We start from the raw sequence: 23594 nt of genomic DNA on the forward strand, positions 1-23594 counted from the left end.
CGGGAGCGAAACCGGAGCTTAGGTGAGCCTAATGAGAAGTGTGAGCCAGGTTATGCGATTCTCGTGACATGAAACTCGACCATGTGTCCTTCGCCAGCGAACCCGACGGTTACAGAGCAACCGCCGAGCGCATCTCGGAGCAGCTCGGAGTGGTTCCCTACGACGGTGGAGTGCATCCGCGTTTCGGTACCAGGAATCTCATCTTCCCCCTCGCGGGCGGCCATTACCTCGAAGTCGTCGAAGCCTTGGAGCACCCGGCCGCTCTCTCCACCCCCTTCGGTCAAGCCGTGCGGACCCGGTCCGAGCTCGGCGGCGGCTGGATGGGCTGGTGCGTGTCCGTCGACGACCTCTCGGAGGTCGAGACGCGCCTCGAGCGCAAAGCCGTCGACGGCAACCGCACTCCGGAGTCCGGCGAGGAACTCAAGTGGCTGCAGATCGGAGTCAAGGGGCTCATCGCCGACCCCCAGCTGCCGTTCTTCATCAAGTGGTCCGCCGATTCGTCCCAGCACCCCTCGTCGTACAAGACCAATGAGGATGTCTCCATCGACACCCTGCAGATCGCCGGCGACCGCGATCGCCTCCGCGACTGGCTCGGCACCGACGACGCCAAGCCGATCCCGGAGATCCACATCGACTGGTCCGCGCCGCACGGTGCCCCGGGCATCATGTCGGTGACGTTCGCGACCGAGCGCAACGGTCTCGTGACGATCTGAGGCCCTGCGCCTCAGCTGTGGTCACAGAACCGAGGCGGAACCGCCCTGTGAGCGATTCCGCCTCGGTTCTGTGACCACTGTCGTCTGCGGCCGGACTCCTCCAGCCCGGCCCGGTCAGGCCGGGGTCGGGCCCTGGGATCCGTCACCCGCCTCAGCGACGTCATCACCGTCGGCGGCCCTCCGCCGCCGCAGGTGCGCAGCGGTGGCGAGTGCACCGCCGGCCGCGAGCAGCCCCGCTCCCCCGCCGAGGAGGGGCAGCGTCGCGTCCGTGCCCGTCCGCGGGAGGTCACCTCCCGCACCGCTGGATTCGGAGCCTCCGCCGTTCGCGCCTGCACCCGAACCGCCGTTCGCGCCTGCACCGCCGGATCCGCTGCCGCCCGAGCCGGAGCCGCCGGCGTCACCGGCCGCACCGGCTCCCGCCGCGGCGGCGTCCTTCGCCGCGTCCTGCGCGCCGCTCTTCGAGCCCGACGAATCGGCCTGCGCGTTGTCCTCGTCCTCGTTCGCCCCGTCCTGGTCGCCTTCGGCCGCGGAGTTCGCGTCCTCGTCGGCGTCCCCCGGGTCCTCGGTCGGCGTCTCGGTCGGCTCCTCGCCAGCGCCCTTGATCACCTGGACGACGGTCGGCCTCGGCAGGGCGGCGAGACCCGCGTCGACATCGGTCTCATCGACGTAGTCGGGGAAGCGCGAGTGCTGGTTCGACCACTCACCGTCCTCGCCGGGGTGCTGGACGGCGACGAACGCCGAATCGTACGCGTCGTGGACGAGCGGTCCGCACACCTCGCTTTCGCGGGGAACGGAGAGGAACTGCTCGACACGGCCGCGCTGATCGCCGTCGATGGTCACCTTGAACAGACCGTCGCAGTACCCGATTCCCGACGGGGCCCCGTCGGTGGAGATCCACAGGTTGCCTGCGGTGTCGAAGGTGACGTTGTCCGGACACGAGATCGGCGAGACCTGGTCGGCGGGGAACCCGGAGAAGTAGGTCGCGTCCCCCTGCTTCGGGTCGCCGCACACGAGGAGCAGCGTCCAGTCGAACTCGGTGCCGGTGTGGTCGCCGCCGCGCTCGGTGATCTCGACGATGTGGCCGTCGCGGTTCTCGGTGCGCGGGTTCGCCTCGTCGGCGCCGGCCTTGCCGTCGACGCCGCGGTCGGAGTTGTTCGTGCACGCGACGTAGATCCGTCCGTTGACCGGGTTCGGCTCGACGTCCTCGCAGCGGTCCATCTTCGTCGGCCCCACCTTGTCGGCGGCGAGACGGGTGTTGACGAGCACCTCGGCGACGGTCATGCCCGAAACCTGGGACTTCCCGCCCTTGACCAGCGGCAGCCATTGTCCGGCACCGTCGAACTCGCCGTCGGAGGGGACCGTTCCGCTGCCGTCGATCTCGCTCTTGGGCGAGTTGCCGGTGAACTTCGCGACGTAGAGGTCGCCCTCGGCGAGCAGGCGCATGTTCGCAGCCCGGTCGCCCTCGACGTAGCGGTTCTTCGAGACGAACTTGTAGAGGTAGTCGAACTTCTCGTCGTCGCCCATGTAGGCCACAGCGTGCCCGGAGTCGGCGATCGTGATGTTCGCGCCCTCGTGCTTGAAGCGGCCCATGCTCGTGTGCTTGAGCGGCGTCGATGTGGGATCCCACGGGTCGACCTCGACGATCCAGCCGAACCGGTTCGCCTCGTTGGCGAAGCCGTTCGAGTTCGTGTCGAAGCGGTCGAGGTCGGCCTCCCAGCCGTAGGCAGAGTCCTCGTTCGTCAGCCCGTAGCGCTTGTCCGCCTCCGAGGTGCCCTGCGCCCTGAAGTAGGAGTTGAAGTTCTCCTCGCCGGAGACGAGGGTTCCCCACGGAGTGAGCCCGCCCGAGCAGTTGCCGAGCGTGCCCTGGACCTTGTCGCCCTGCGGGTAGTCCTTGGTCCGCAGCAGGTCGGTGCCGGCGGCGGGTCCGGTGAAGGCGTATTCGGTGTCGATGAGGAAGCGGCGGTTGCGCTCCCCGTTGACGTCGACCTTCCACGGGGTCCTCTCATTCGCCCGGGTGAGTTCGACGACGGTGAGTCCGTGGGCGTCTCGGCTGATCGCCCGCTTCGTCGCACCGTCCATGCTGTCGGGGTACATGATGGCGTCGTTGGTGTATTCCTGGTTGGCGAAGAGCACGGCCCGGCTGCCGCCACCGGACTCGTCGATCTGGATCTGGAGGAAGTCGTTGTTGTAGCCGAACTGACGTCGCTGCGCCTCGACGCTCTGGTTCTCGGGATCGAACTTCGGTGAGTCGGGGAAGATCGGATCTCCCCACCGGATAATCGGATGCCACGAGTAGCCGTCGGGAACGATGAGGTCGTCGACCTCGGCGGGCACCGGGTCGATCGCGGAGAAGTCGAGGGTCCCGGCGGGGGCCGCTGCCGCCCGACGCGCGGTGGGACTCGGTGCCGTGGTCACTGCGATGGCCAGCGCCCCGGCGGCCGAGGCGCCGAGCACGGCCCGGCGGGAGAGCTGCTCGCCGACGATGTCACGGAAGTAGCCGTTGGACGAGGTGTTGCAGATCGCCTTGCTGCACGCGTTGTCGCATTTGAGCGCGCAGGTCACAGGACTCCGCTTGCCACGCACGTGTCCGGCCATGGGCAGCAGTTCGCGCAGTGGTGCCATCATTCGTCTCCTCGGGGGTCGGTGTCAGGGTCCGCACCGGCATCCGGCGCTCACCCGGTCGAGGCTTCCAGGGGAGGTTTTCCCTGGCCCGACCATATGGTGAACCGGGGATGAACCGGCGCTGACCAGTGCATTTCGTCATGGAGAACTGACCTAAATGCCCGGGGCCGCTTCCCGGCAGGGCCCGTTCCCCCACCCTCCGCCGGGACGTCAGGTGGCCCAGTTCCGTGCGGACTCAACCAGGGTCGACGAGGCTGAGCACCCCGGGGGCGAGGAACCCGACGACATCGATGAGCGTGTGCGCCCACACGATGGGCATGAGCCGGCGGGTGCGCATATAGAACCAGCCGAAGATGATCCCCATGGCGACATTGCCGATGAACGGCCCGATCCCCTGGTAGAGGTGGTAGCTGCCGCGGAAGAGCGCGAGGGCGATGATGATCGTCCACGGGCCGTATCCGAGCTGTCGCAGCCGCTCGGCGCCGAAGCCGAAGATGAGCACCTCTTCGAGGACGCCGTTCTTCGCCGCCGCGAGCAGGAGGACGGGGATCGTCCACCAATGATCGCCGAGGTTGGCCGGCTGGACCTCGGCCGTGATCCCGAGTGCTCGGCCGCCGGCGTAGACGGCGAGGGTGCCGAGACCGATGACGAGGAAGAGGAGGACGCCCTGTCCGAAGTCGCGCACCGCCTTCCCCTGCACTCCGAGACGCTGGGCGAGCGGCTTCGGGTCGGGGTCGCGGGTGAGCAGGTAGAGCGCGAGGGCGACGGGGACGAGGCTGAAGCCGATGTCGAGGAGCTGGTAGACGAGGTCGAAGATCGGTCGGGGGTTGAGGGAGGTGTTGAGTTTGGCCTCGGCGTCGCTGATCGGTCCGCGGGTGACGATGTCGAGGAGGCGCACGACGGCGTAGACCGCCGACTGCCCGAGCGAGAGTGCGGCGACGAGCCCGAGTTCGAACCACAGGCGTCGCCGCTCCTTCGGTGCGAGTTCGCTCGCTGTGCTCACCGCTCCTCCTCGCCTCTGGGCTCAGTGCTTCGCTTCATCGCCTCGCGCGTCGCCGCCGTCATCGGTGTGCGCTGCGGGTCCGCCGCCTGCCGCGGCACCGTTCGTCGCGGTCGCCGTCTCCCTCTCGGCACGCGCCTCGGCGGCGTCGAGGACTTCTCCGCGGGCCATGTTCTTCACCCGCCTCTTCTCGGCTCGGCGCTCCTTCGCCCCCTCGAGGAGGAGATAGAGGACGGGGACGAGGATGAGGGTGAGGATCGTCGAGCTGACGAGGCCGCCGATGACGACGATCGCCAGCGGCTTGGAGATGAACACTCCCCCGCCGGTGAGCCCGAGCGCCATCGGTACGAGCGCGAAGATCGTCGCGGCCGCGGTCATGAGGATCGGCCGGTAGCGCAGCCGGGCACCCCCGACGATCGCCGGTCGCAGCTCGACGCCGCGGGCGCGGAAGTGGTTGATGAGGTCGATGAGGACGATCGCGTTCGTCACGACGATGCCGATGAGCATGAGCAGGCCGATCATCGCCGTCAGCCCCATCGCCGTGTCCGTGAGGAGGAGCAGGGCGATCGATCCGGTCGCTGCGAAGGGGATCGAGACGAGGAGGATGAGCGGCTGGAGCAGCGACTTGAAGGTCGCGACCATGATGACGAAGACGATGAGGATCGCAGCGAGCATGGCGAGGCCGAGCTGCGAGAACGCGTCCTGCTGCTCCTCGGTGGCGCCGCCGGTGTCGACGGAGACCTCGTCGGGCACATCGACCTCGCCCAGTGCCGACTGCACCGCGGCCGACACTGCCCCGAGGTCGTCGCCCTCAGGGGTCACGGACACCGTCGTCGACCGCTGGCTGTTCGTGTGCCGGATGTTCGGCGCGGTCGTGACCTCCTCGACGTCGGCGACGTCGTCGAGATCGATGAGACGCGGCTCAGCGGCCGGCGCAGCACCCGCGCCCGCCCCGGCGCCCGTGCCAGCACCCGCACCGGTGCCTGCACCCGCACCTGCCCCGGCTCCCGCGCCTGCACCGGCACCGGCTCCCGCGCCGGAGCCTGCTCCGGTCGGTGCGTCGGGGGTCTCCGGCTTTCCGGGGATCTGCAGGTCGCGCAGCTCCTCGACGGTGTTCGCCTCCCGGTCGAAGAGGAGGACGGAGTGGGTGACGTCGTCGATGATCACCTCTCCGATGCTCTGGCCTCGCATCGCGCGCTGGACGTACTGACCGATCGCCGCCTCGGTGAGGTTCTCCTCGGCGGCCTTCTCCTGGTCGACCTTGACCTCGATGACGGGTTGGACGGCTTCGACGTCGCTCGTCACCGACTGCGCTCCGGGCACATCCTCGAGGCGTTGGGCGACCTTCTCCGTGGTGTCCTCGAGGACGGCGGTGTCACTCGAGGTCAGGGTCACGTCGATGGTCTGCGCGCCCGGTGCCGAGCTCTGGTCCTGGAGTTCGACCTGTCCGACACCCTCAAGGGCATCGAACTTCCTCTGCAGCTCCGCGCTGATCGACTGCGCGGAGGTGCCCGGCTTCGCGTTGACGATGAACGTGCCGCTCAGCCCGGAGTCGTCGGCGAACCCGAACGTCGAGCCGCCGATCGAGACCTGGTAGGACTCGATGCTGTCATCGGCGACGAGGATGTCCTCGACCTGCTGCGACTGCTCGGAGGCCTCGTCGAGGTCGGTGCCCGGGTCGAAGGTCTGTGTGACCTGCAACTGCTCCTGCCCGGTGTCGCCGAAGAGTTCGGTCTTCAGCTGCGGGACCATCGCGCCGGTGCCGGCGAGGATGATGAGCGCGGCGACGATCATGAGCACCGGGTGCTTCGTCGAGAACGAGATCACCGGGAGGTAGGTCCTCTGCAGGCGCGTGACCGGTGAGCGCAGGGCGGCGAGCTCATCGACCTCGGCGGCCTCCGACGCTCCCGCTGCGGCACCGAGTCCGGCGGCTCGGCCTGCGGGGACGACGCCTTCGTCGGTCTCGACGTCGCCGCCGGCGTCGTGGCGGCCGGCGGCGGTGATGCTCTGCTTCTTCGCAGCCTTGCGCGCGGCCCTCTTCTCCGCCCGCCACTGCGTGAGCATCTGCCTGCGGCTCTGCCTGATCTCCGCCTTCTCCTCCCGCGTGAGCCTGACCTTGGCCTCCCGCTGGCGGAGGAACCAGTACGCGAGGACGGGGACGATGGTGAGCGCGACGAAGAGGCTCGAGAGCAGCGCGATCGTCGCGGTGAGCGCGAACGGGCGGAACATCTCCCCGGTCTGCCCGGTGACGAAGGCGAGTGGGAGGAAGACGGCCACCGTGGTCAGGGTCGAGGCGGTGATGGCTCCGGCCACCTCGGCGACGGCTGCGAGGATGTTGGCGAACTTGTCGCCGCCGGCCGCATGCCGCCTGCGGATGGCCTCGATGACGACGATCGAGTCGTCGACGACGCGGCCGACGGAGATTGTCAGCGCCCCGAGGGTGAGCATGTTGAGCGTCTCCCCGCCCATCCACAGGCCGATGAGGGCGATGAGGAGGGAGAGCGGGATCGAGATCGCGGTGATGATCGTCGCGCGCACGGACAGGAGGAAGACGAGGATGACGAGGACGGCGAAGACGAGGCCGAGCATGCCCTCCTTGAGGAGGTCGTCGATCGACTGCTCGATGAACGGGGCCTGGTCGAACGCGGAGACGAACTCCGTGTTGTCGCCGAGCGTCTTCGCGAGCTCCGGCAGCTTCGCCGAGACCGCGTGGGAGACGTCGACGGTGTTCGCATCGGACTCCTTCATCACCGACAGGGACAGGGAGGGTTTGCCGTTGGTGCGGGAGATCGATTCGATCGGGGCGTCGGCGATGGCGACGTCGGCGACGTCGGAGAGCTTGACCGGACCGTCGGTGCCGGAGACGACGAGGTCCTTGATCGCGTCGACCGATCGGATGCGGGACCCGACCTCGACCGGGGCCGTCCCGTCGCCTCCTTCGAGGTCCCCCGCCGAGGTGGGGACGCCGTTGGCCTGGAGCACGCCGGCGATCTCGTCGATGCTCGCCCCTTCGTCCTCGAGGTCGTCCTCGCGGATGCGGATCTCGACCTGCTTGGTCTTCGCGCCGGCGATCTGGACCTGGGAGACGCCGTCGACCTTGGAGAGCTCGGGTTCGACGATGTCGTTGAGCTCTGCGGCGAGCTTGTCCTCGTCGGCGTCGGAGGTCACGGAGAGGGCGAGGACGGGGATGTCGTCGGTGCTCAGGGTGAGCACATTGGGTTCGACTCCGTCGGGCAGCTGGGGCTGGACCTGGGAGACGGCGCGTTGGAGGGACCGGACGATGTCGTCGGAGTTCTCGCCGTACTTCGTGCTCACGGTGATCGTGGCGCTGCCGGCCGAGGACACCGAGGTCATGTCCTCGACCTCCGGCAGGGGTGAGAGCGCTGCTTCGAGCGGGTCGGTGACCTCACTCTCCACGGCCTGCGGCGTGGCCCCTTCATAGGTCGCGGTGACCGTGGCCTGGGGATTGTCGAGGGAGGGGAAGAGCTCCTGCTTGAGTGCTCCTGCTCCGATGACGCCGAAGATCACGGCGACGACGGAGATGAGGGCGATGAGCGCTCGGTTCTTCAGACTCAGGCGGGTGAGAAAGCTCACGTGGGCTCTTTCTGCTCGGGTGGCCGGCTGGGTCACCGGCGCTCGGCGACACCACGCTCATCTTAGTGACCCGGCGCCGCGCTTTCTCCTCAGTGCACCCTGTGCAGGTTCTGCGAACCCTCAGCCGCACCGACGCGGTCATCCGACAAATACGCGGTTAGCAGACCGCGTTTTTGTCGGTTCACCGCGTCGGAGTCAACGCAGCTCTCGCGGGCGGGTCTCGCGTCCGGTGAGCCAGTACGCGGCGGCGAGGACGGCGAGTGCCCCGGTGAGCGCGAACGCCCACGAATAGCCGGCGTGGTCGACGATGACTCCGGCGAGGACGGGGCCGAGGATCGCACCCCCGTCGAGCGCCATCTGGTACTTCGCGAGCACCCGCCCGCCTTTGCGCTCACGGCCGACGACGTCGGCGACCGTGGCCTGCTGGGCGGGATTGGCCAGCCCGGAGCCGATGCCGGCGAGTATCGAGAGCGCGAAGAAGACCCAGAGTGCATCGGTGAAGGCGAGCGCGGCCGTCGAGAGCCCGAGCGTGAGCAGACCCCAGATGATGAAAGGCCTGCGTCCGTAGGTGTCGGCGAAGCGGCCGACGAGTGCGACGGCTGCCGCGTTGCCGAGGGCGAACATCGTCAGCGCGAGTCCGGCCGCCGCGGTGTCGGCGCGCAGCGCCTGGATCGCGAACAGGGGGTAGATCGCCACCCGGATGCCCATCGCCGACCAGCCCTGGACGAACGCGGAGACGAGTGCGGCACGGTACGCGGAGTCCCGCCAGGCCTGCCGGAACGTCATCACCTCCTGCGCAGGCAGATCCGCGGTTGCGGCGATCCGCGCCCGGCCGAGCTTTGTCGCCGATCCCGCCGAGGCGGTCGAGGCGAGGAAGATCCGCACGACGGCGGCGGCGACGACGAGGCCTGCGGCGTAGATGATGAACGGCACGCGCATCCCCCACCCGGCCATGAGTCCGCCGAGGACCGGTCCGGCGATGTTGCCGACGAGGAACGCCGTGGCGTACGTGCTCGACGCCTTCGCGCGGGCGTCGACGGGGGCCAGTCGGATGATGAGCGCCATCGCGGAGACGGTGAACATCGTCGATCCGATGCCGCCGAGTCCCCGGAAGACGAGGAGCTGCCAGTAGTTCTGGGCGAAGGCCACGGCCGCGGTGGAGGCGGCGACGATGAGGAGACCCGTGATGTAGATCCGACGTTCGCCGAAGGCGTCGACGAGGCGACCCGATGTGGGTGAGAAGACGAACCGGAAGAGGGCGAAGGAGGAGACGACGATCGACGCCGCGGTCACCCCGAAGTCGAAGCTCGCGGCGAACTGCGGGAGGACGGGGGCGATGATGCCGTAGCCGAGCGCGACGATGAAGGCCGCAGCGACGAGGACGTAGATCTCGGTAGGCAGCCGCCTCGGCGTCGACGGGTCCTTGGCTGCCTGGTCCTCGCCCTTCACAGGGTGTCGAGGAACTGGTCGGGGTCCGGCCGGGGTCGGGTGCCCGCGGCGAGCCGCGCGCGGTACCGTTCGGGGACCGAGCCGATGTAGAACCAGCCCATGAGCAGCTCGCCGTCCCTGAGGCGGTGGAGCCTGCGCACGGCCGGGGCGTTCGTCAGGTGCCCGCTGCGCCACATCACTCCCCACCCGGCCTGCCAGAGGGCGAGTTCGAGGAGGTGACCGGCTCCCGCCGCGGTCGCGTGCTGCTCCCATTCGGGGACCTTCGGGTGCGGGGTCGGCGACGAGACGAGCGCGAGGAGCAGTTCGGCCCGCAGCGGCTTCATATTGACCTCACCGTCCTTGCGCGTGACACCGTCGGCTTCGTCGAGGGCCTCACCGAGGCGGATCCGGTCGTCTCCCCGGAGGATGAGGAAGCGCCACGGTTTGAGAGCCTTGTGGTCGGCGACGGTCGAGATGATGCGGATGATCTCCCGGAGGTCGGAGTCGCTCGGCGTCTCCGGGCCCACCTTGGAGATCGAACGCCGGGTGGCGATCGCGTGGAGCACCGGATCGGTGAGTGAGTCGATCGAACTCGGGGCGGAGTAGTCCGGTCCGGTGCGCCCTCTGTCCGCCTTCGCGGGAGCGAGACGGGCACCGTCGGCGGCAGCGGGTGATTCGCCGGTGGTGCCGAAGCCGCCGCCCGCGGCGTCACCGACGTTCGTCTCGTCGCCGACACTCGTCCCATCGCCGAGCGCAGCACCGCCGACGACCGTGTCGTCCTCGACGGCCCCCGCGCCGAGGCGAGTGAGGGATTCCCTGGCCGCGAGCTTCATCGCCCACGGACCGGTCTCACCGTCGAGGAAGTACGCCCGTGTCAGCTCCCGTTCGTGGTCGGGCCGCTCGCGTTTCCTCCGGCGCTTGTCCTTCTTCGCGCACCCGGACTTCTTCCTGCTCCCCATTCAGCTCACCCAGTTCGCATAGGCCTTCCGTGCCTGCGAGAGTTTGGGGTCGATGATCACCCGGCAGTAGCCGTTGTCGGGATTGTTCGAGTAGAAGTCCTGGTGGACCGTCTCAGCGGGGTAGAAGACACCGAGCGGTTCGAGGGTCGTGACGATGGGCTTGTCGAAGTACTCCTGGGCCGCCTCGATCGCCTCGGCGAACCGGGCCTTCTCCTCCCCGTCGCGGTAGAACATCGCCGAACGGTACTGTGTGCCGACGTCGTAGCCCTGCCGGTTGAGGCTCGTCGGGTCGTGCCCGGTGAAGAAGAGTCCGAGGATGATGCTCTCGGGCACGATCTCGGGATCGAAGGTGACCTGAAGGGCTTCGGCGTGACCGGTCGTGCCCGAGCACACCTCACGGTAGTGCGGGTCGGTGGTGTGACCGCCGGTGTATCCGGAGATCACCGAGGTCACGCCCGTGGTGCGCTGGTAGACGGCGTCGAGGCACCAGAAGCAGCCTGCGCCGAGGGTGAGAGTGCGGAGTTCGCTCATAACAGGTACAACGACGTCCGTGCCCGCTTATTCCCGCACCGCTCAAGCACCGTCGGTGCGGAAGGTGAGGTCCTCGGGTGCCGGCCAGTCCGCGAGCGTGAGGGGCGCTTCGATGCTCACCGCCGCGAGGTCAGCGTCGTCGACGTCCTCGCCGTCGCTGAGGTCAGGCTCGACCCACCCTTCGATCCCCTCGGGGTGAAGGGTTCCCGGTGCTGAGGCGCCGAGGTTGTCGGCCGTCATCGCCGCGACCTCGGCATCGAGCTCGGCATCGACTCCGTAGAGGTCGATGCGGTCGAGGAGTCCGTCCCGGATGTCGAGGCTGAGTTCGTAGAGTGCGGGGTCAGCGCTGGATCCGGACCTGTCCGCGTCCCGCTCGAAGAGCGCACTGACCGGGTAGGTGTGGTTCGCGGGGATCGCCCTCGGAGCCTCTGCGTCGAGGTACACGTCGATGCTCGAGACGTCCTCTTCGGCGAGCAGAGCGGAGAGGTCGGCATCGGAGAGCTCGATCGGGTCATCCCCGGGGAACTGCTTCCTCGAGTAGGGCACCGTGATGAAGAAGCGGCCGTGGTCGAGCTGGGCGCGGATGACCTCGGCGACGTCCTGGGACTGCGGGTGGGGTTCGTCGAGGAGGGCGTCGAGGGAGGCCCGCACGTGCGCGGGGAGTTCGATCTCGACGGGAGCGACGTCGATGTGCCCGTCGAGGGCTTCGCGGGCGACGAACTCTTCGGCTCTGTCGACGGCGAAGGCGGTGCCCGCGACGACTGAGGAGTTGATGACGGCACCCAGTCCGCGACCGAGCCCGTCGGGCAGCTTCTCGTCCCAGGAGTCCTTGAGGTTCTGGATCGGTCCCCAGAGCATCCAGCTCGCAGCACCGGCCGCGGCGGCGGCTGCGAGGTTGAGGAACGCCCGCGACCTCCACGTCGCATCCTCGATCCACCAGGCCTCCGGATCGCCGCCGTCGACGTATCCGAACGGTTCGTCCTCGGCGTAGCGGGCAGGCTCTCCCGCCTCAGCGCCGCCGGGGGCGACGAGGTCGACATCGGTGTCCGCGAAGGCCCTCGTCCCGCCGAGCCACGTCATCGCTGCGGTCGCGACGGCGTAGGCGGCCCGTGCCGTGTTCTGGTGCTCGGCGGCGAAGTCGCGGCGGCGGACGATGCTCAGTGCACCGGAGCCGATGGTCGAGACGGTGCGGACGAGGAGACGGTGGCGTGCTGGGATGTCGGGAAGGCGCATGCCCTCATCGAATCATGCGCACCTGAGGTGCGCGTGTGAGTCTCCCGGCCACGACCCGAACCGCCCCTCCGTGCGCCGAGATTCCGGCAGCGTCGTCAGAGCACCGGCACCGTCGTCAGAGCAGCAGGCCGCTCGGCAGGGTGAACCCGAGTTCCGTCGCAGCCCGCTGGGTCGAGGGCTCGTTCCACAGTCTCGCGACCGCCGCGTTCGTCGACAGGGACCGCATCTCGGCCTTGTCGAGGAAGAGGATGCCGTCGAGGTGGTCGGTCTCGTGGGCGACGATGCGCGCCGACCAGCCGGTGATCTCCTCGTCGATGGGCGCACCGGTGAGGTCGACTCCGCGCAGCCCGATCGTGCGGGGCCGAGCGACGACGGCCTGGTAGCCGGGGATGGACAGGCACCCTTCGTAGAAGGCGGCGAGCTCACCGGTGACCGGTTCGCACTGCGCGTTGAGCACGGTGCGCAGCGGCAGCGGCTCGCGTTCGCGGACGGCGGCGACCTCGGCGGACACGGCTGCGGGATCCTCGGCGACGAAGATCGAGAGTCCGACGCCCACCTGGGGGCCGGCGAGTCCGACACCGGGGGCCTCGCGCATCGTCTTCGCCATCACCTCGGCGAGGCGGGCCAGGGTCGCGTCGTCGACCTGACCGGAGTACGGCAGCACCGGGGTGCGGAGGATCGGATCGCCGGCCCCGACGATCGGGGCGATGCCGTCGTGGGCGTCCGCCGCGGCGAGGACCTCGTCGATCTGCTGAGCGACGATCGCATCGGTGAGGTTCACGGGGAACTCCTGGTGGTCGGGCCGGTCAGCGGGCGCGGGCGACGATGAGTTCGGCGTGCTTGAGCAGCGGGGCGTCGATCATCTTCCCCTCATAGGCGAACGCCCCCTTCTCCGTTCGTGCCAGGTCGAGGACCGCGCGCGCCCACTCGAACTGTTCTTCGCTGGGGCGGAAGGCCTCGCGGACGACCGGGACGTGGTTGGGGTGGATGGAGACCTTTCCGCTGAACCCCGATTCGCAGGCGTCCTCGGCTTCCTCGCGGAGACCGTCGAGGTCGGGGATGTCGGCCCAGATCGAGTCGAGGGCGTGTTTGCCGTGGGCGCGCGCGGCGAGCAGCGTCGAGCTGCGGACGTGGGAGACGACGTCGCGCCACGTGCCGTCGGCGCGACGCGAGGATCCCCCGCCGAGATCGGCGATGAGGTCCTCGGAGCCCCACATGAGGCCGTGGACGTTGGGGGCGGCGGCGATCTCGGCCGCGTTGATCGCCCCCAATGCCGTCTCGATGAGGGCGATGACCTCGAGGCCTCCGAAGACGGTGAGGTCCGAGGCGGATTCCGCCTTCGGCAGCATCACGGTCGTGTAGTCGGTGCGCTCGAGCATCCGCAGATCCTCGCCGAGGTGGTCGGAGTCGCGGGGATTGACGCGCACGACGGTGCGGGACGGGTCGAGCGGGTAGTCGACGATCGCTTCGCGGGCCTCGGCCTTGTCGGCGTCGTTGACGGCGTCCTCGAGGTCGAGGATGACGATGTCGGAGCGTTCGGCGGCCTTCTGGAACCGATCGGGCCGGTCTCCGGGGACGAAGAGCCAGGCGGGGGCGAAATCGAGTGCCATGGGTGGTCTCCTCACTCTCCGGTCGAGGTCTGCGGGGACTGCGCTGACGGGGCTGGCGAATCCGAGTTCTGCGACTGCGCCGCCGCATCCGCGGAAGGTGCCGCAGAACCGGAGGGCTTGGCATGCGAGGAGTCGAACATCATCGTCTGGCGCACGGCCTTGGCCACCAGCTGCCCGTTCTGGTTGTATCCGCGGTGCTCGAGGGTGACGATGCCCTGCCCGGGGCGGGACTTCGAGGCGCGCTTGTCGAGGATCGTCGTCTCCGCGTAGAGGGTGTCGCCGTGGAAGAGCGGGGCGGGGAAGCTCACCTCGGAGAAGCCGAGGTTGCCGACGATCGTGCCCTGCGTGAGCTGGGAGACGGAGAGCCCGATGAGGGTCGCCAGCGTGAACATCGAGTTGACGAGGCGCTGGCCGAAGGGTTCGGTCTCGGCGAAGGCGGCGTCGAGGTGGAGGGCCTGCGTGTTCATCGTCACCGCGGTGAACCACGTGTTGTCCGCCTCGGTGATGGTCCGGCCCGGCGCATGCCTGTACACGGTGCCGACCTCCATCTCGTCGAGCCACAGTCCGCGCTGCTCGACGACCTTGCTCTCGCTCATTCTCCGCTCCTTCGTCGTGATGCTCTTCACCATACCGTCCGCCCGTGACACACCCGACGGGTGGGAGGTCCGCGTGAGGTCGGCTCAGTGCGAGCGCGGGCGGATGAGCGCGCCGAGAGCTGCGCATGCGGCGGCGACGGAGAACGCCGGGATCGGTCCGGCCTCGGCGAGGAGAGCTCCCACCAGCGGGGAGCCGATGGCCTGGCCGAGAGCGAGGACGAGGAACCCGAGTCCGACCCCGGCCGCGGGTGCGTCGGCGCAGATCTCCGTCCCCCAGATGAGCAGCAGACCGGTGAGGACGATGTAGACGGCACCGAAGACCGCTGCCGACGTCCATGCTGTGGCGAGGCTGCCGGGGACGAGGGCGAAGGCGATGGTGACGGCGGCGAGGACGAGCATCGACAGCGTCCACGCCGGGCGCAGGCCCAGCCGCCGCACAGCATCGCCGGTGATCGCCCCGACGAGTCCGCACACCCCGAGCAGGATCCAGGCGATCGCCGAGGCGGTCGGACCGATCCCCTCGGCCCCGCCGAGGAGGTCGCGGCCAAAGGTCCACACCGCTGAGCTCGCGATTCCCATGAGTGCGGCGGCGGCGATGAGTCGGACCCCGCCCGCTCGCAGCAGCGGTCCGGGCATGCGCGGTCGTCGCCTCGCGGCGCCTGGGCCGGCGACCGTGGGCTCGTCGCCGCGGCGCGGAACCGCGCGAGCGACCCAGACGGTGACGACCGCGGCGATGACGGCGAAGGCCCACCACGCCAGCCGCCACTGTCCGACGGTGAGCAGGGCGACCGGTCCCGCGAGGGCGACACCGGCGCCGGTGCCTGCGTTGATGACCGTCTGCGTCCGATCTCGGACGCCGCTGCGCACGAAGAGGGCGACGGCATGGGCGAGCGGCGGCGAGGCGATGCCGGTGCTCGATCCGGCGAGGAGGACGCCTGCCGCGAGCGCGAGGGCGTTCGGGGCCACGGCGACGACCGCGGTGCCGACCGCGGCGACGGCTCCTGCGCTGACGGCGACGACGCGAGCACCGAGGCGGGGTGTGAGGATCGTCGAGACGACGATCGCGACGCAGTAGGCGATGTAGGAGCCGGAGGCGATGGCGCCGGCGGTCTGTGCGTCGAGTCCGAACTCGGCGCGGAAGGCGGGGAGGAACATGCCGTAGGCGAATCGAGCGAGGCCGTAGCAGACGGCGATGAGGCAGAGCCCCGCCGCGGTCAGGCGCAGGGTAGCCCAGCGCCCCAGAGTCTGTCCGCCGGTGCTCGTCGTGGTCATCGTCGGTCCTCTCCGGAGGGCTTCGTCGGAGCGAGTCTCAGAGCGCGTCGCCGCCCTCGAACTTCACAGGTCTGTGAACCATCCTGCAGGCAGGTACACTGATCTGTAAAGTCCGAATCGACATCGACGCCGGTGAAGACCGGACGCCGAACGGCGGTCGACACGGAACCCGAGGGAGGGAGCAGCGATGAGGCCAGACCCGCACGACGACCTCACTCCCCCGCAACTGACGCCTGGCGCGCGACGGATCCTCGACACCGCCGCCGCGCTCTTCTACTCCCGCGGCATCCACGCCGTCGGCGTCGACACCATCGCCGAGGAGTCGGGGCTGACCAAGCGGACCCTCTACGACCGCTTCGGGTCGAAGGACGCCCTCATCGCCGCCTACCTCCAGGTCAGACATGAGGCCTGGTGGGCTCGCCTGGAGAAACGCCTGGCCGCGCTCTCGGCGGAGTCGACACCGGGCAGCCGCGCGCTCGCGGTGTTCGACTCCTACACCCTCGACTCCGAGACGACCGCGCGCGGCTGCGCCTTCGTCAACGCCGCCGCCGAGCTTCCGTCCGATCATCCTGCGCGCGGCGTCATCCGCGCCCACAAGCGTGCGGTCGAAGGACTGCTCGCGGACATCCTCGGCGACAGCCCCGATCCGCGGTCGCTCGCCGAGCACATCTTCCTCCTCCTCGAAGGCGGCATCGTCCACCGCGGCATCGACGGCGACGATCATCGTCTCACCCATGCCCGGCGGATCGTCGAGGACCTCGTCGCGGCGTAGTCGGCGCCCTGTCCGCTCTGTGACGATCTCCACGACAGAACCGTCCGGACGGTATAGAGTCGCACCTGCGCATGGCTCTCAGACGCCGCGCAATGCAGGACGAACGGTCAAAGGAGACCACAGCCGATGATGGACAGGGACTTCCGCACAGAACTCGACCGCCGCTTCGACCTCTACGAGGACCCCGAGAGCGACGAGGGCATCCTCGATCCCCTGCCGTGGCGCGACCTCGGCGTCTCCGTCGCCGTCCTCGCCGTCCTCTCCGCAGCCCTCCTCGCGTGGTGCCTGCTGTGAGCCGGGCGCAGCGCCGCTTCCAGCGCACCGACCTCGCCGATGCCGGATCGACGAGCGACCTGCCGCTGCTGCGCAGGGACCGGATCTGGAGCTTCTGGGACTTCTCGGCGGCGAACATCGGTCTGGCGATCGCGACCTGGGCCTTCCTCCAGGGCGGGGCCGTCGCCTACTACGTCGGAGCGAAGGAGGCCGTGGCGAGTATCGTCATCGGCTACGGGATCTCGATCGTCCTCGTCGCCCTCGCCCCGTGCATCCCCGCCGTCCGCTACGGGATCGAGCAGTTCGTCTCCCTGCGCTCGGCCTTCGGCACCGGCGGTGCCCGGGCGATCATGCTCGCCCTCTCCGCCCTGCTCGCCGCCGCGTGGGCCGCGGTGCTCGCGATCATGTGCGGTCACGCGTTCGCGAACGTGCGGAATGCGCTCTTCGGCACCGACTTCGCCACCGACAGCCTCACCGTCAAGCTCATGGGCCTCACCGCGGTCGTCGTCTCATGGATCATCCTCATGCGCGGTCCCACCTCGATCGAGACGGTCAACAAGATCGTCGCGCCGGGCCTCGTCGTCGTCACCCTCGTCATGCTCGCCCTCATCTTCACCCAGGTCGGATGGTCCGAGCTCGTCGACCTGCCGCCGCTGGCCTCTGACACCGACAAGCACATGGCGTTCATGCTCGCGATCGAGCTCAACATCGCCGGGGGCCTCGCATGGTGGCCGAACGTCGGCAACCTCGCCCGGCTGACGCGGAGTGCGCGGGCGGCGTACTGGCCGAACATGATCGGCCTCTTCCTCGCCTCGGTCATCGCCGCCGTCGTCGGGGCGTTCTCTGCGCTTGCCCTCGGCTCGGACGACCCGACGCAGTGGATGATCCCGCTCGGCGGCTTCGTCCTCGGCGGACTGGCGCTCGTCTTCGTCGGCTTCGCGAACATCACCTCGATCGTCGCCCAGGGGTATGCCGCACTCGTCGCCGTGCGCGGAGGCACCGGCAACATCGGCCGGAGGATGCCCTGGCCGGTACTCGGCGCGGTCATCCTCATCCCCGCCGTCGTCCTCGTCTTCTTCCCCGACGCCACCTACAACAACTACGGTCGGTTCGTCTCGTGGGGTGCGATCGTGCTCGGACCGCTGTGCGCAATCCAGCTCGTCGACTTCTTCGTCCTGCGCAGGCAGCGCCTCGACATCCGCTCGATGTACGACAACCGATCCGGCTCTCCGTACCACTACACCGGCGGGTTCAACCTCGTCGCCTTCGCCTCGATGGCCGCCGGTCCGCTCGTCTACGCGCTCCTCCTCAACCCGGTCGACTACGTCCCGTCCGAGCCGTTCCGCTGGCTCACGGCATCCCTGCCGTCGATGGCGGTCGCCGGCGGCCTCTACTGGGTGCTGTCGAGAACCGTCTCGATGCGCCTCGGACAGGGAGGATTCACCTCGTCATCCGACTGAAGCGTCGAAAGCCGACTAGGCTAGGAGGCAGGCGCTTCGGCCCCCGGACTAGCACGAGGAGAGTCATGGATCGCGAATCGATCGAATGCTGGCTGACCGACATGGACGGCGTCCTGGTCAGGGAGAACAGCGCCCTGCCCGGTGCCGCCGAGCTGCTCGCCCAATGGCGGCGGGCCGACATCCCGTTCCTCGTGCTCACGAACAATTCGATCTACACGGCCCGGGACCTCTCTGCGCGCCTGCGCTCGAACGGGCTCGAGGTCCCCGAGGCGAACATCTGGACCTCGGCGATGGCCACGGCCGATTTCCTCTCCCATCAGGTCGAGCACGGCACGGCCTACGTCGTCGGCGAGGCGGGACTGACGACGGCCATCCACGAAGCCGGGTTCATCATGACCGAGCACGACCCCGACTTCGTCGTCGTCGGCGAGACCCACAACTACTCCTTCGAGGCGATCACGAAGGCGATCCGGCTCATCGATGCGGGCTCGCGCTTCATCGTCACCAACCCCGACGCGACCGGCCCGAGCCCCGAGGGCGTGCTCCCGGCGACCGGCGCGATCGCGGCCCTCATCACGAAGGCGACGAACCGGGTGCCCTACGTCGTCGGCAAGCCCAATCCGATGATGTTCCGCTCGGCGCTCAACAAGATCGGAGCGCACTCGATCAGCACGGCGATGATCGGCGACCGCATGGACACCGACATCATCGCGGGCATGGAGGCCGGCATGCACACCGTCCTCGTCCTCTCGGGGATCTCCACCGCCGAGGATGTCCGGAAGTATCCGTTCCGCCCCGACGAGATCCTCGACGGCGTCTTCGACCTCCTTGACGTCCCGCTCGAGGAGCAGGGCAGCCTCGGCGCCGACGTCACCGGTTCCGCGTAGGCGCCGGTCGTATCGCGGCGCCCCCGAGGCGGATCCGGTCCGATATCCGGCCCGATTTCGCATCGGATCCTCCTCGGGGAGGCGTCTCGGTCTCAGCGCACCCCGCTCTCCCCGGTCACCCGCCGAGGCGGGACTCGAGACGCTGTCTCTGCGCCTCGGTGGCACCGGGGCCGGGGTGGGCCTCGATGCCGGGGACGGCGACCTCGGCACCGCAGCGATCGCATGCGGTCCGCGCCCCGCACTCTCCCCCGCAGCCGGAGTGCCGGTAGACGACGGGAGGGCCGTCGGGTGCAGCCCAGCGGTCGCCCCACGCGGTGAGCGCGATGACGACCTGCCCGAGTTCGGCGCCCTTCTCTGTCAGCCGGTACTCCCTCCCGCCTCCAGTGGCCGACTCGTCGATGGCCATGAGGCCGTTGGCGACGAAGTCGGCGAGGCGCTTGGTGAGGATGTTCGGCGCGATACCGAGGCTGCGTTCGAACTCGGAGAAGCGCGTCATCCCGGCGAACGCCGCATTGCGGATGATGAGCAGACTCCACCTCTCTCCGACGACGTCGAGCGCTCGGGCCGCCGAGCAGTTCTCACGTGCGTACTTGCTTCCCAACATGTTCAGAAATCCTACCGTTATCCACTTGCATGATGAAAGTCACACGCCGTAGACTCATTCCCACCATGCTCACGCTGTGATCGGAGTCACATGTCCATTCCAGAGATCGTCGACGAAGCCACATGGTACGAAGCGCGCAGGCGCCTGCTTGAGAAGGAGAAGGACCTCACCGCGCAGATCGATCGCCTCAACGCCGAACGCCGACGCCTGCCGATGGTGCCGGTGACGAAGGACTACCGGTTCGAGAGCCCCGACGGCGATGTCGGGCTCCGCGACCTCTTCGGCGACCACCGACAGCTCATCGTCCAGCACTTCATGTTCGATCCCGCCTGGGACGCGGGCTGTTCGAGCTGCACCGCGATGGCGAGCTCCGCCGCACATCCGGCGCTGCTCGACCAGCTCGCCGGCCGCGGCACCGCGTTCGCCGCGGTCTCCCGCGCACCGCTGTCCAAGCTCATCGCCTACCGGGAAGCAAAGGGCTGGTCGTTCCCCTGGGTCTCCTCGGCGGGCAGCGACTTCAACCTCGACTTCCACGTCACCCTCGATCCCGACCTCGCCCCGAACTCATACAACTTCCGGGACGGGGACGAGCTCATCGCCGCTGACCAGGGGTGGCTGACGACGTATCGGGGCGAGCAGCCGGGGATCAGCACCTTCCTCAGGGACGGCGACGACGTCTTCCACACCTACTCCGTCTACGCCCGGGGCCTCGAGGTGATGATGCCCGCATACCGCATGCTCGATCTCACCGCGCTCGGCCGGCAGGAGAGCTGGGAGGAACCCGCCGGTCGGGCACCCGCCTTCTACCGCCACGATGCCGGAGTCCTCAACCCGGAGGTCGTCGACGCCTGAGCGCACCGTGCCAGCCCGCGCTAGACTCGCAACTGCCCCTGCTCCGCCGGAGGCCGCAGCACCGCGTCGACGGCGACCGACACCGGATTTCCAAGGAGGCAGCCGATGGCGCAGGCCCACCCCCATCCTTCCGCGACCGGCGAGTCGAGCTCCCCGTCAGAGAAGACCGGTCCGCCCCGGGAGAGCGCTGCCGACCGCCGGGAATGGCGGAAGATGCGCCGGCACATCCGGCCGACGACGATGTGGGACGTCCCGCTGCGCCTTCTCATCGCCTCGGTGGTCCTCGGTCTGCTCACCCCGCTCGTCGACCGCGGACTCGCCCAGGTCTTCTCCCCGTATCCGGATCTCGACTCCGGCAGCGTCGCCTCGCTGCTCGGGATCATCTCCGGTGCCATGGTCACGCTGGCCGGTCTTGCATTCGCCGCCCTGACGACGGCGATGAGCCTGGGGATCACGACGATGTCCGTGCGCCTGGCGCCCCTCCTCCAGAGCGACCGCGTCGTTCAATGGGCCCTGGGTTCCTTCGTCGCCACCTTCGTCTATTCGCTGCTCATCGCCCTGAGCATCGCCCTCGGCGAGGACAGCTACAAACCGTGGACGGGCACCGTCGGAGCCGTCCTCGTCACCCTCGCCTGCGCGGTGATGTTCCTCGCCTTCGTCGTGCGCGTGTGCACACTGCTCAACTCCGGGGCGCTGCTGCGCCGACTCGCCCGTGACGGGTGGAAGGCCCTGCGCTTCTCCCCGGACCGATTCCACACCCACGCCGTCGCCGTCTCCGAACGCTCGGTGCCCGACGGCCACCTCGTCCGACGTCGACACTACGGCTCCGGCGGCGACGCTCTGCTCGCCGTCAACACTCCTCGTCTGCTCGACTTCGAGGACGCGTGGGGATGCACGATCGAACTCGTGCCCACGGTGGGAACCCCGGTGCCCGTCCACACCCTGCTCTTCCGGACGAGTGAGGCGCTGACGAGCAGACAGGAGGCCGAACTCGAGAAAGCGGTGGCCTTCGGCGACATCGAATCCCCGGAGAACGGTCCCTTCGGGGCGATCCGCACGATCTCCGACATCGCGCTCAAGGCGCTCTCGCCGGCGGTCAACGACCCGTCCCGAGCAGTCCAGGCGCTCGACCAGATCGAGGCGATCCTCATCCGGCTCTCACCGATGATCGACGCTCAGGAGAAGGAGCTCGCCTCCCGTCCCGACGCGTCGGTGCTGCGCGACTGGATGCGCAGCTGGGCGGAGTACGTCGCCGCCGCCACCGACGAGATCCGCCAGTTCGGAACGACCTCGATCCAGATCCAGCGCCGCCTGCGCGCGCTCTTCGCCGATCTCGCCTCGATCTGTCCGGCATCCCAACATCAGGCGCTCAGCGAACGTGTGGCCGTCCTCGACCGGGGCACCGACCGGTGGTGGGACGACCCGCTCGATCGCCGGCTCTCAACCGTCGCCGACCCCGAGGGCATCGGCGGGGCCGAACGGAACTGAGCCGCCGCCTCGGCGAGAGGGGTACCGATCCTGTTGGGACCGCGGTCATCCGCGCCTCACGCGAGCGCCGACATCAGCCGCATCGCCGACTCCATGTACTTCCGCGTCCACGGCCGCTGCATCCACTCCTCGAGGGTGAGCTCGTGGCTCTTCTCCCGGTAGTCGTCGATGACCGCGGAGATGTCGCCCACCAGGTTGCCGCCGGTGGTGAGCAGGCTGATCTCGTAGTTGAGCCCGAAGGAGCGCATGTCCATGTTCGATGAGCCCATGACCCCGTACTTCCCGTCGACGACGAAGCACTTCGTGTGGAGGACCGCGGGCTTGGGGTAGAGGAAGATGCGCACACCCGCCTCGAGCAGCGCCTGATAGTACGAGGCCTGGGCGCGGCCGACGACGTACTGGTCGGCCTCCTCGCTGACGTAGAGCTCGACGTCGACGCCCCGGTAGGAGGCGGTGTTGATGGCCGCGAGCAGCGACTCGTCGGGGATGAAGTAGGGACTGACGATCGAGAGCTTCTCCTGCGCGAGGTAGAAGAGGGAGTTGAAGACCTTGAGGTTGGGCTCGGTGGTGAACCCCGGCCCCGAGGGCACGAGCTGCATCCCGCAGACGTCTCCCCCGACGTCGGGGACCTCGACGCCCCACACGTAGTCGCGGATGCCGAGCTCCTCCCCGCTCTCGGTGTACCAGTCCGTGGCGAAGACGGCTTCGATCGTCGCGACGATCTCCCCGCTGACCTCGACCATGATGTCGTGCCAGTGCCGCCCGACCTTGATGTTCGCCTTCATGTCGTAGCTCGAGTCGATCATGTTCTGCGAGCCCATCATCGCCCGCTTGCCGTCGACGACGAGGAGTTTGCGGTGGTTGCGCAGGTCGATGCGCCGCGCCTTGCCCTGCCACGGGATGAACGGGAGCATGAGGTGCCATTCGATCCCGGCCGCGGTCAGACGCTTGCCGAGCGAATGGAATCCCGGGTACTTCCGCGATCCGATGTGGTCGTAGAGGACGCGCACGTGCACTCCGCGGGCGGCTGCCCGCTTGAGCGCTTCGAAGAAGACGTCTGTCGTCCTATCCCAGGCCATGATGTAGATCTCGACGTGGACGTAGTTCTCGGCTCCGTCGACGAGTTCGGCCATCCGCTCGATCGTCCGGTCGTAGTCCATGCTGATGCCGTGGTTGGTCCCGGTGACCATGGGCAGTTCGGTGAGGTTGCGGGCGAGTTCGGCGATGAGGTCGAAGTCGCGCGGCGCCTTGAGCGACGGCGGGACATCGGGCAGGTCGTCGGCGCCCTTGTGCATGAGTTCGTTCGCCATCGCCTGGATGCGCGCCCGCCTGCGGTTGATGTAGGGGCTGCCGATGAGGAGGAAGAGGGGGATGCCGACGATGGGCAGGAAGAGGATGAGGAGCAGCCACGCCGATGACGACGACGGCCGCCGGTTCTCCGGGACGACGCCGATGGCGATGATCTTGACGATGTACTCGATGACGATCCAGGTCACCGACAGCACCGTCGTCCAGTTGATCGACGACCAGTCGATGGGCTCCATCCGCGACCTCCGTTCCTCGGTTGAGGTCCACCCTAACCGGACGAACCCCTCGCCGAGGCGGTCCGCCGCTCCGTACGGAACGACGGGACCGCCTCGGCGAGGGGTGGGTGGTGCGACTCCGGCGCAGAGACCGGGAGGGTCACCTCAAGGTCACGA

General features: G+C 68.6%; 20 protein-coding genes. 7 read left to right on the top strand and 13 right to left on the bottom strand.

What is annotated here, in order from left to right:
* Positions 1-68 precede the first annotated feature (68 nt).
* Positions 69-713, top strand: a complete 645-nt coding sequence (locus tag BC102111_RS08110; RefSeq protein ID WP_009380913.1) for a VOC family protein — start codon at positions 69-71, stop codon at positions 711-713.
* Between the two features lie 114 nt (positions 714-827).
* Here BC102111_RS08110 and BC102111_RS08115 read toward each other — a convergent pair whose 3' ends face one another.
* From BC102111_RS08115 to BC102111_RS08165, 11 genes are all read right to left on the bottom strand, one after another.
* Complete coding sequence (locus tag BC102111_RS08115) at positions 828-3335, bottom strand: PhoX family protein (RefSeq protein ID WP_373270480.1); 2508 nt, start codon at positions 3333-3335, stop codon at positions 828-830.
* A 235-nt stretch (positions 3336-3570) separates the two neighbouring features.
* Positions 3571-4338, bottom strand: coding sequence for a CPBP family intramembrane glutamic endopeptidase (locus BC102111_RS08120; RefSeq protein ID WP_095376664.1), 768 nt, complete (start codon positions 4336-4338; stop codon positions 3571-3573).
* A 21-nt stretch (positions 4339-4359) separates the two neighbouring features.
* Entirely contained in the window at positions 4360-7929 is a 3570-nt protein-coding gene (locus tag BC102111_RS08125) for an efflux RND transporter permease subunit (RefSeq protein WP_101624006.1), read from the bottom strand.
* A gap of 195 nt (positions 7930-8124) precedes the next feature.
* Entirely contained in the window at positions 8125-9378 is a 1254-nt protein-coding gene (locus BC102111_RS08130; RefSeq protein WP_101624007.1) for an MFS transporter, read from the bottom strand.
* A complete protein-coding gene (locus BC102111_RS18000) occupies positions 9375-10316 on the bottom strand; it encodes a nitroreductase family protein (protein ID WP_223290023.1) in 942 nt (313 codons plus the stop codon). The genes BC102111_RS08130 and BC102111_RS18000 overlap by 4 nt, the downstream gene beginning before the upstream one ends.
* Positions 10317-10847 carry a peptide-methionine (S)-S-oxide reductase MsrA gene (gene msrA / locus BC102111_RS08140; RefSeq protein ID WP_101624008.1) on the bottom strand — a complete coding sequence of 177 codons (531 nt, stop codon included), beginning with the start codon at positions 10845-10847 and terminating at the stop codon, positions 10317-10319. It abuts the gene before it with no gap.
* A 42-nt stretch (positions 10848-10889) separates the two neighbouring features.
* Complete coding sequence (locus BC102111_RS08145; RefSeq protein ID WP_101624009.1) at positions 10890-12080, bottom strand: hypothetical protein; 1191 nt, start codon at positions 12078-12080, stop codon at positions 10890-10892.
* A 115-nt stretch (positions 12081-12195) separates the two neighbouring features.
* On the bottom strand, positions 12196-12861 hold the full coding sequence (locus BC102111_RS08150; RefSeq protein WP_101624010.1) for a peptide deformylase: 666 nt from the start codon (positions 12859-12861) through the stop codon (positions 12196-12198).
* A 25-nt stretch (positions 12862-12886) separates the two neighbouring features.
* Positions 12887-13690: an HpcH/HpaI aldolase/citrate lyase family protein gene (locus BC102111_RS08155; RefSeq protein WP_101624011.1), complete on the bottom strand. Its 804-nt coding sequence runs from the start codon at positions 13688-13690 to the stop codon at positions 12887-12889.
* 11 nt (positions 13691-13701) lie between these two features.
* On the bottom strand, positions 13702-14286 hold the full coding sequence (locus tag BC102111_RS08160) for a MaoC family dehydratase (RefSeq protein ID WP_101624012.1): 585 nt from the start codon (positions 14284-14286) through the stop codon (positions 13702-13704).
* An 84-nt stretch (positions 14287-14370) separates the two neighbouring features.
* Positions 14371-15558 carry an MFS transporter gene (locus BC102111_RS08165; protein WP_101624013.1) on the bottom strand — a complete coding sequence of 396 codons (1188 nt, stop codon included), beginning with the start codon at positions 15556-15558 and terminating at the stop codon, positions 14371-14373.
* Positions 15559-15745: 187 nt separating this feature from the next.
* Here BC102111_RS08165 and BC102111_RS08170 point away from each other — a divergent pair, with 187 nt between their 5' ends.
* From BC102111_RS08170 to BC102111_RS08185, 4 genes are all read left to right on the top strand, one after another.
* Entirely contained in the window at positions 15746-16330 is a 585-nt protein-coding gene (locus BC102111_RS08170) for a TetR/AcrR family transcriptional regulator (RefSeq protein ID WP_101624014.1), read from the top strand.
* 126 nt (positions 16331-16456) lie between these two features.
* Positions 16457-16624, top strand: coding sequence for a hypothetical protein (locus BC102111_RS17730; RefSeq protein WP_180960595.1), 168 nt, complete (start codon positions 16457-16459; stop codon positions 16622-16624).
* Positions 16621-18063 carry a purine-cytosine permease family protein gene (locus BC102111_RS08180; RefSeq protein WP_101624015.1) on the top strand — a complete coding sequence of 481 codons (1443 nt, stop codon included), beginning with the start codon at positions 16621-16623 and terminating at the stop codon, positions 18061-18063. Before BC102111_RS17730 ends, BC102111_RS08180 begins: the two co-directional genes overlap by 4 nt.
* A gap of 65 nt (positions 18064-18128) precedes the next feature.
* The gene (locus BC102111_RS08185; RefSeq protein WP_101624016.1) at positions 18129-18950 is read left to right on the top strand and encodes an HAD-IIA family hydrolase; all 822 of its coding nucleotides are present in this window, start codon (positions 18129-18131) and stop codon (positions 18948-18950) included.
* A gap of 115 nt (positions 18951-19065) precedes the next feature.
* On the opposite strand, the gene BC102111_RS08190 is transcribed toward BC102111_RS08185, so the two are convergent.
* Positions 19066-19554 carry a winged helix-turn-helix transcriptional regulator gene (locus BC102111_RS08190; protein ID WP_063249287.1) on the bottom strand — a complete coding sequence of 163 codons (489 nt, stop codon included), beginning with the start codon at positions 19552-19554 and terminating at the stop codon, positions 19066-19068.
* A 90-nt stretch (positions 19555-19644) separates the two neighbouring features.
* Between BC102111_RS08190 and BC102111_RS08195 the strand changes: the two genes are divergently transcribed.
* Complete coding sequence (locus BC102111_RS08195) at positions 19645-20406, top strand: DUF899 domain-containing protein (protein ID WP_101624017.1); 762 nt, start codon at positions 19645-19647, stop codon at positions 20404-20406.
* Positions 20407-20511: 105 nt separating this feature from the next.
* The gene (locus tag BC102111_RS08200; RefSeq protein ID WP_095376654.1) at positions 20512-21894 is read left to right on the top strand and encodes a DUF2254 domain-containing protein; all 1383 of its coding nucleotides are present in this window, start codon (positions 20512-20514) and stop codon (positions 21892-21894) included.
* Between the two features lie 56 nt (positions 21895-21950).
* Here the strand turns inward: BC102111_RS08200 and cls are convergent, their stop codons facing one another.
* Positions 21951-23438, bottom strand: coding sequence for a cardiolipin synthase (cls, locus tag BC102111_RS08205; RefSeq protein WP_095376653.1), 1488 nt, complete (start codon positions 23436-23438; stop codon positions 21951-21953).
* Positions 23439-23594: the final 156 nt, after the last annotated feature.

Source organism: Brevibacterium casei CIP 102111, from assembly GCF_900169275.1.
In the GTDB taxonomy this organism is placed as follows: Bacteria; Actinomycetota; Actinomycetes; order Actinomycetales; family Brevibacteriaceae; genus Brevibacterium; species Brevibacterium casei.

Coding starts and splice junctions, on each gene's coding strand:
- msrA (WP_101624008.1), bottom strand. CDS start 10,847: ATGAGCGAACTCCGCACTCTCACCCTCGGCGCAGGCTGCTTCTGGTGC.
- BC102111_RS17730 (WP_180960595.1), top strand. CDS start 16,457: ATGATGGACAGGGACTTCCGCACAGAACTCGACCGCCGCTTCGACCTC.
- BC102111_RS08190 (WP_063249287.1), bottom strand. CDS start 19,554: ATGTTGGGAAGCAAGTACGCACGTGAGAACTGCTCGGCGGCCCGAGCG.
- BC102111_RS18000 (WP_223290023.1), bottom strand. CDS start 10,316: ATGGGGAGCAGGAAGAAGTCCGGGTGCGCGAAGAAGGACAAGCGCCGG.
- cls (WP_095376653.1), bottom strand. CDS start 23,438: ATGGAGCCCATCGACTGGTCGTCGATCAACTGGACGACGGTGCTGTCG.
- BC102111_RS08115 (WP_373270480.1), bottom strand. CDS start 3,335: ATGGCACCACTGCGCGAACTGCTGCCCATGGCCGGACACGTGCGTGGC.
- BC102111_RS08195 (WP_101624017.1), top strand. CDS start 19,645: ATGTCCATTCCAGAGATCGTCGACGAAGCCACATGGTACGAAGCGCGC.
- BC102111_RS08155 (WP_101624011.1), bottom strand. CDS start 13,690: ATGGCACTCGATTTCGCCCCCGCCTGGCTCTTCGTCCCCGGAGACCGG.
- BC102111_RS08110 (WP_009380913.1), top strand. CDS start 69: ATGAAACTCGACCATGTGTCCTTCGCCAGCGAACCCGACGGTTACAGA.
- BC102111_RS08185 (WP_101624016.1), top strand. CDS start 18,129: ATGGATCGCGAATCGATCGAATGCTGGCTGACCGACATGGACGGCGTC.
- BC102111_RS08160 (WP_101624012.1), bottom strand. CDS start 14,286: ATGAGCGAGAGCAAGGTCGTCGAGCAGCGCGGACTGTGGCTCGACGAG.
- BC102111_RS08145 (WP_101624009.1), bottom strand. CDS start 12,080: ATGCGCCTTCCCGACATCCCAGCACGCCACCGTCTCCTCGTCCGCACC.
- BC102111_RS08200 (WP_095376654.1), top strand. CDS start 20,512: ATGGCGCAGGCCCACCCCCATCCTTCCGCGACCGGCGAGTCGAGCTCC.
- BC102111_RS08170 (WP_101624014.1), top strand. CDS start 15,746: ATGAGGCCAGACCCGCACGACGACCTCACTCCCCCGCAACTGACGCCT.
- BC102111_RS08165 (WP_101624013.1), bottom strand. CDS start 15,558: ATGACCACGACGAGCACCGGCGGACAGACTCTGGGGCGCTGGGCTACC.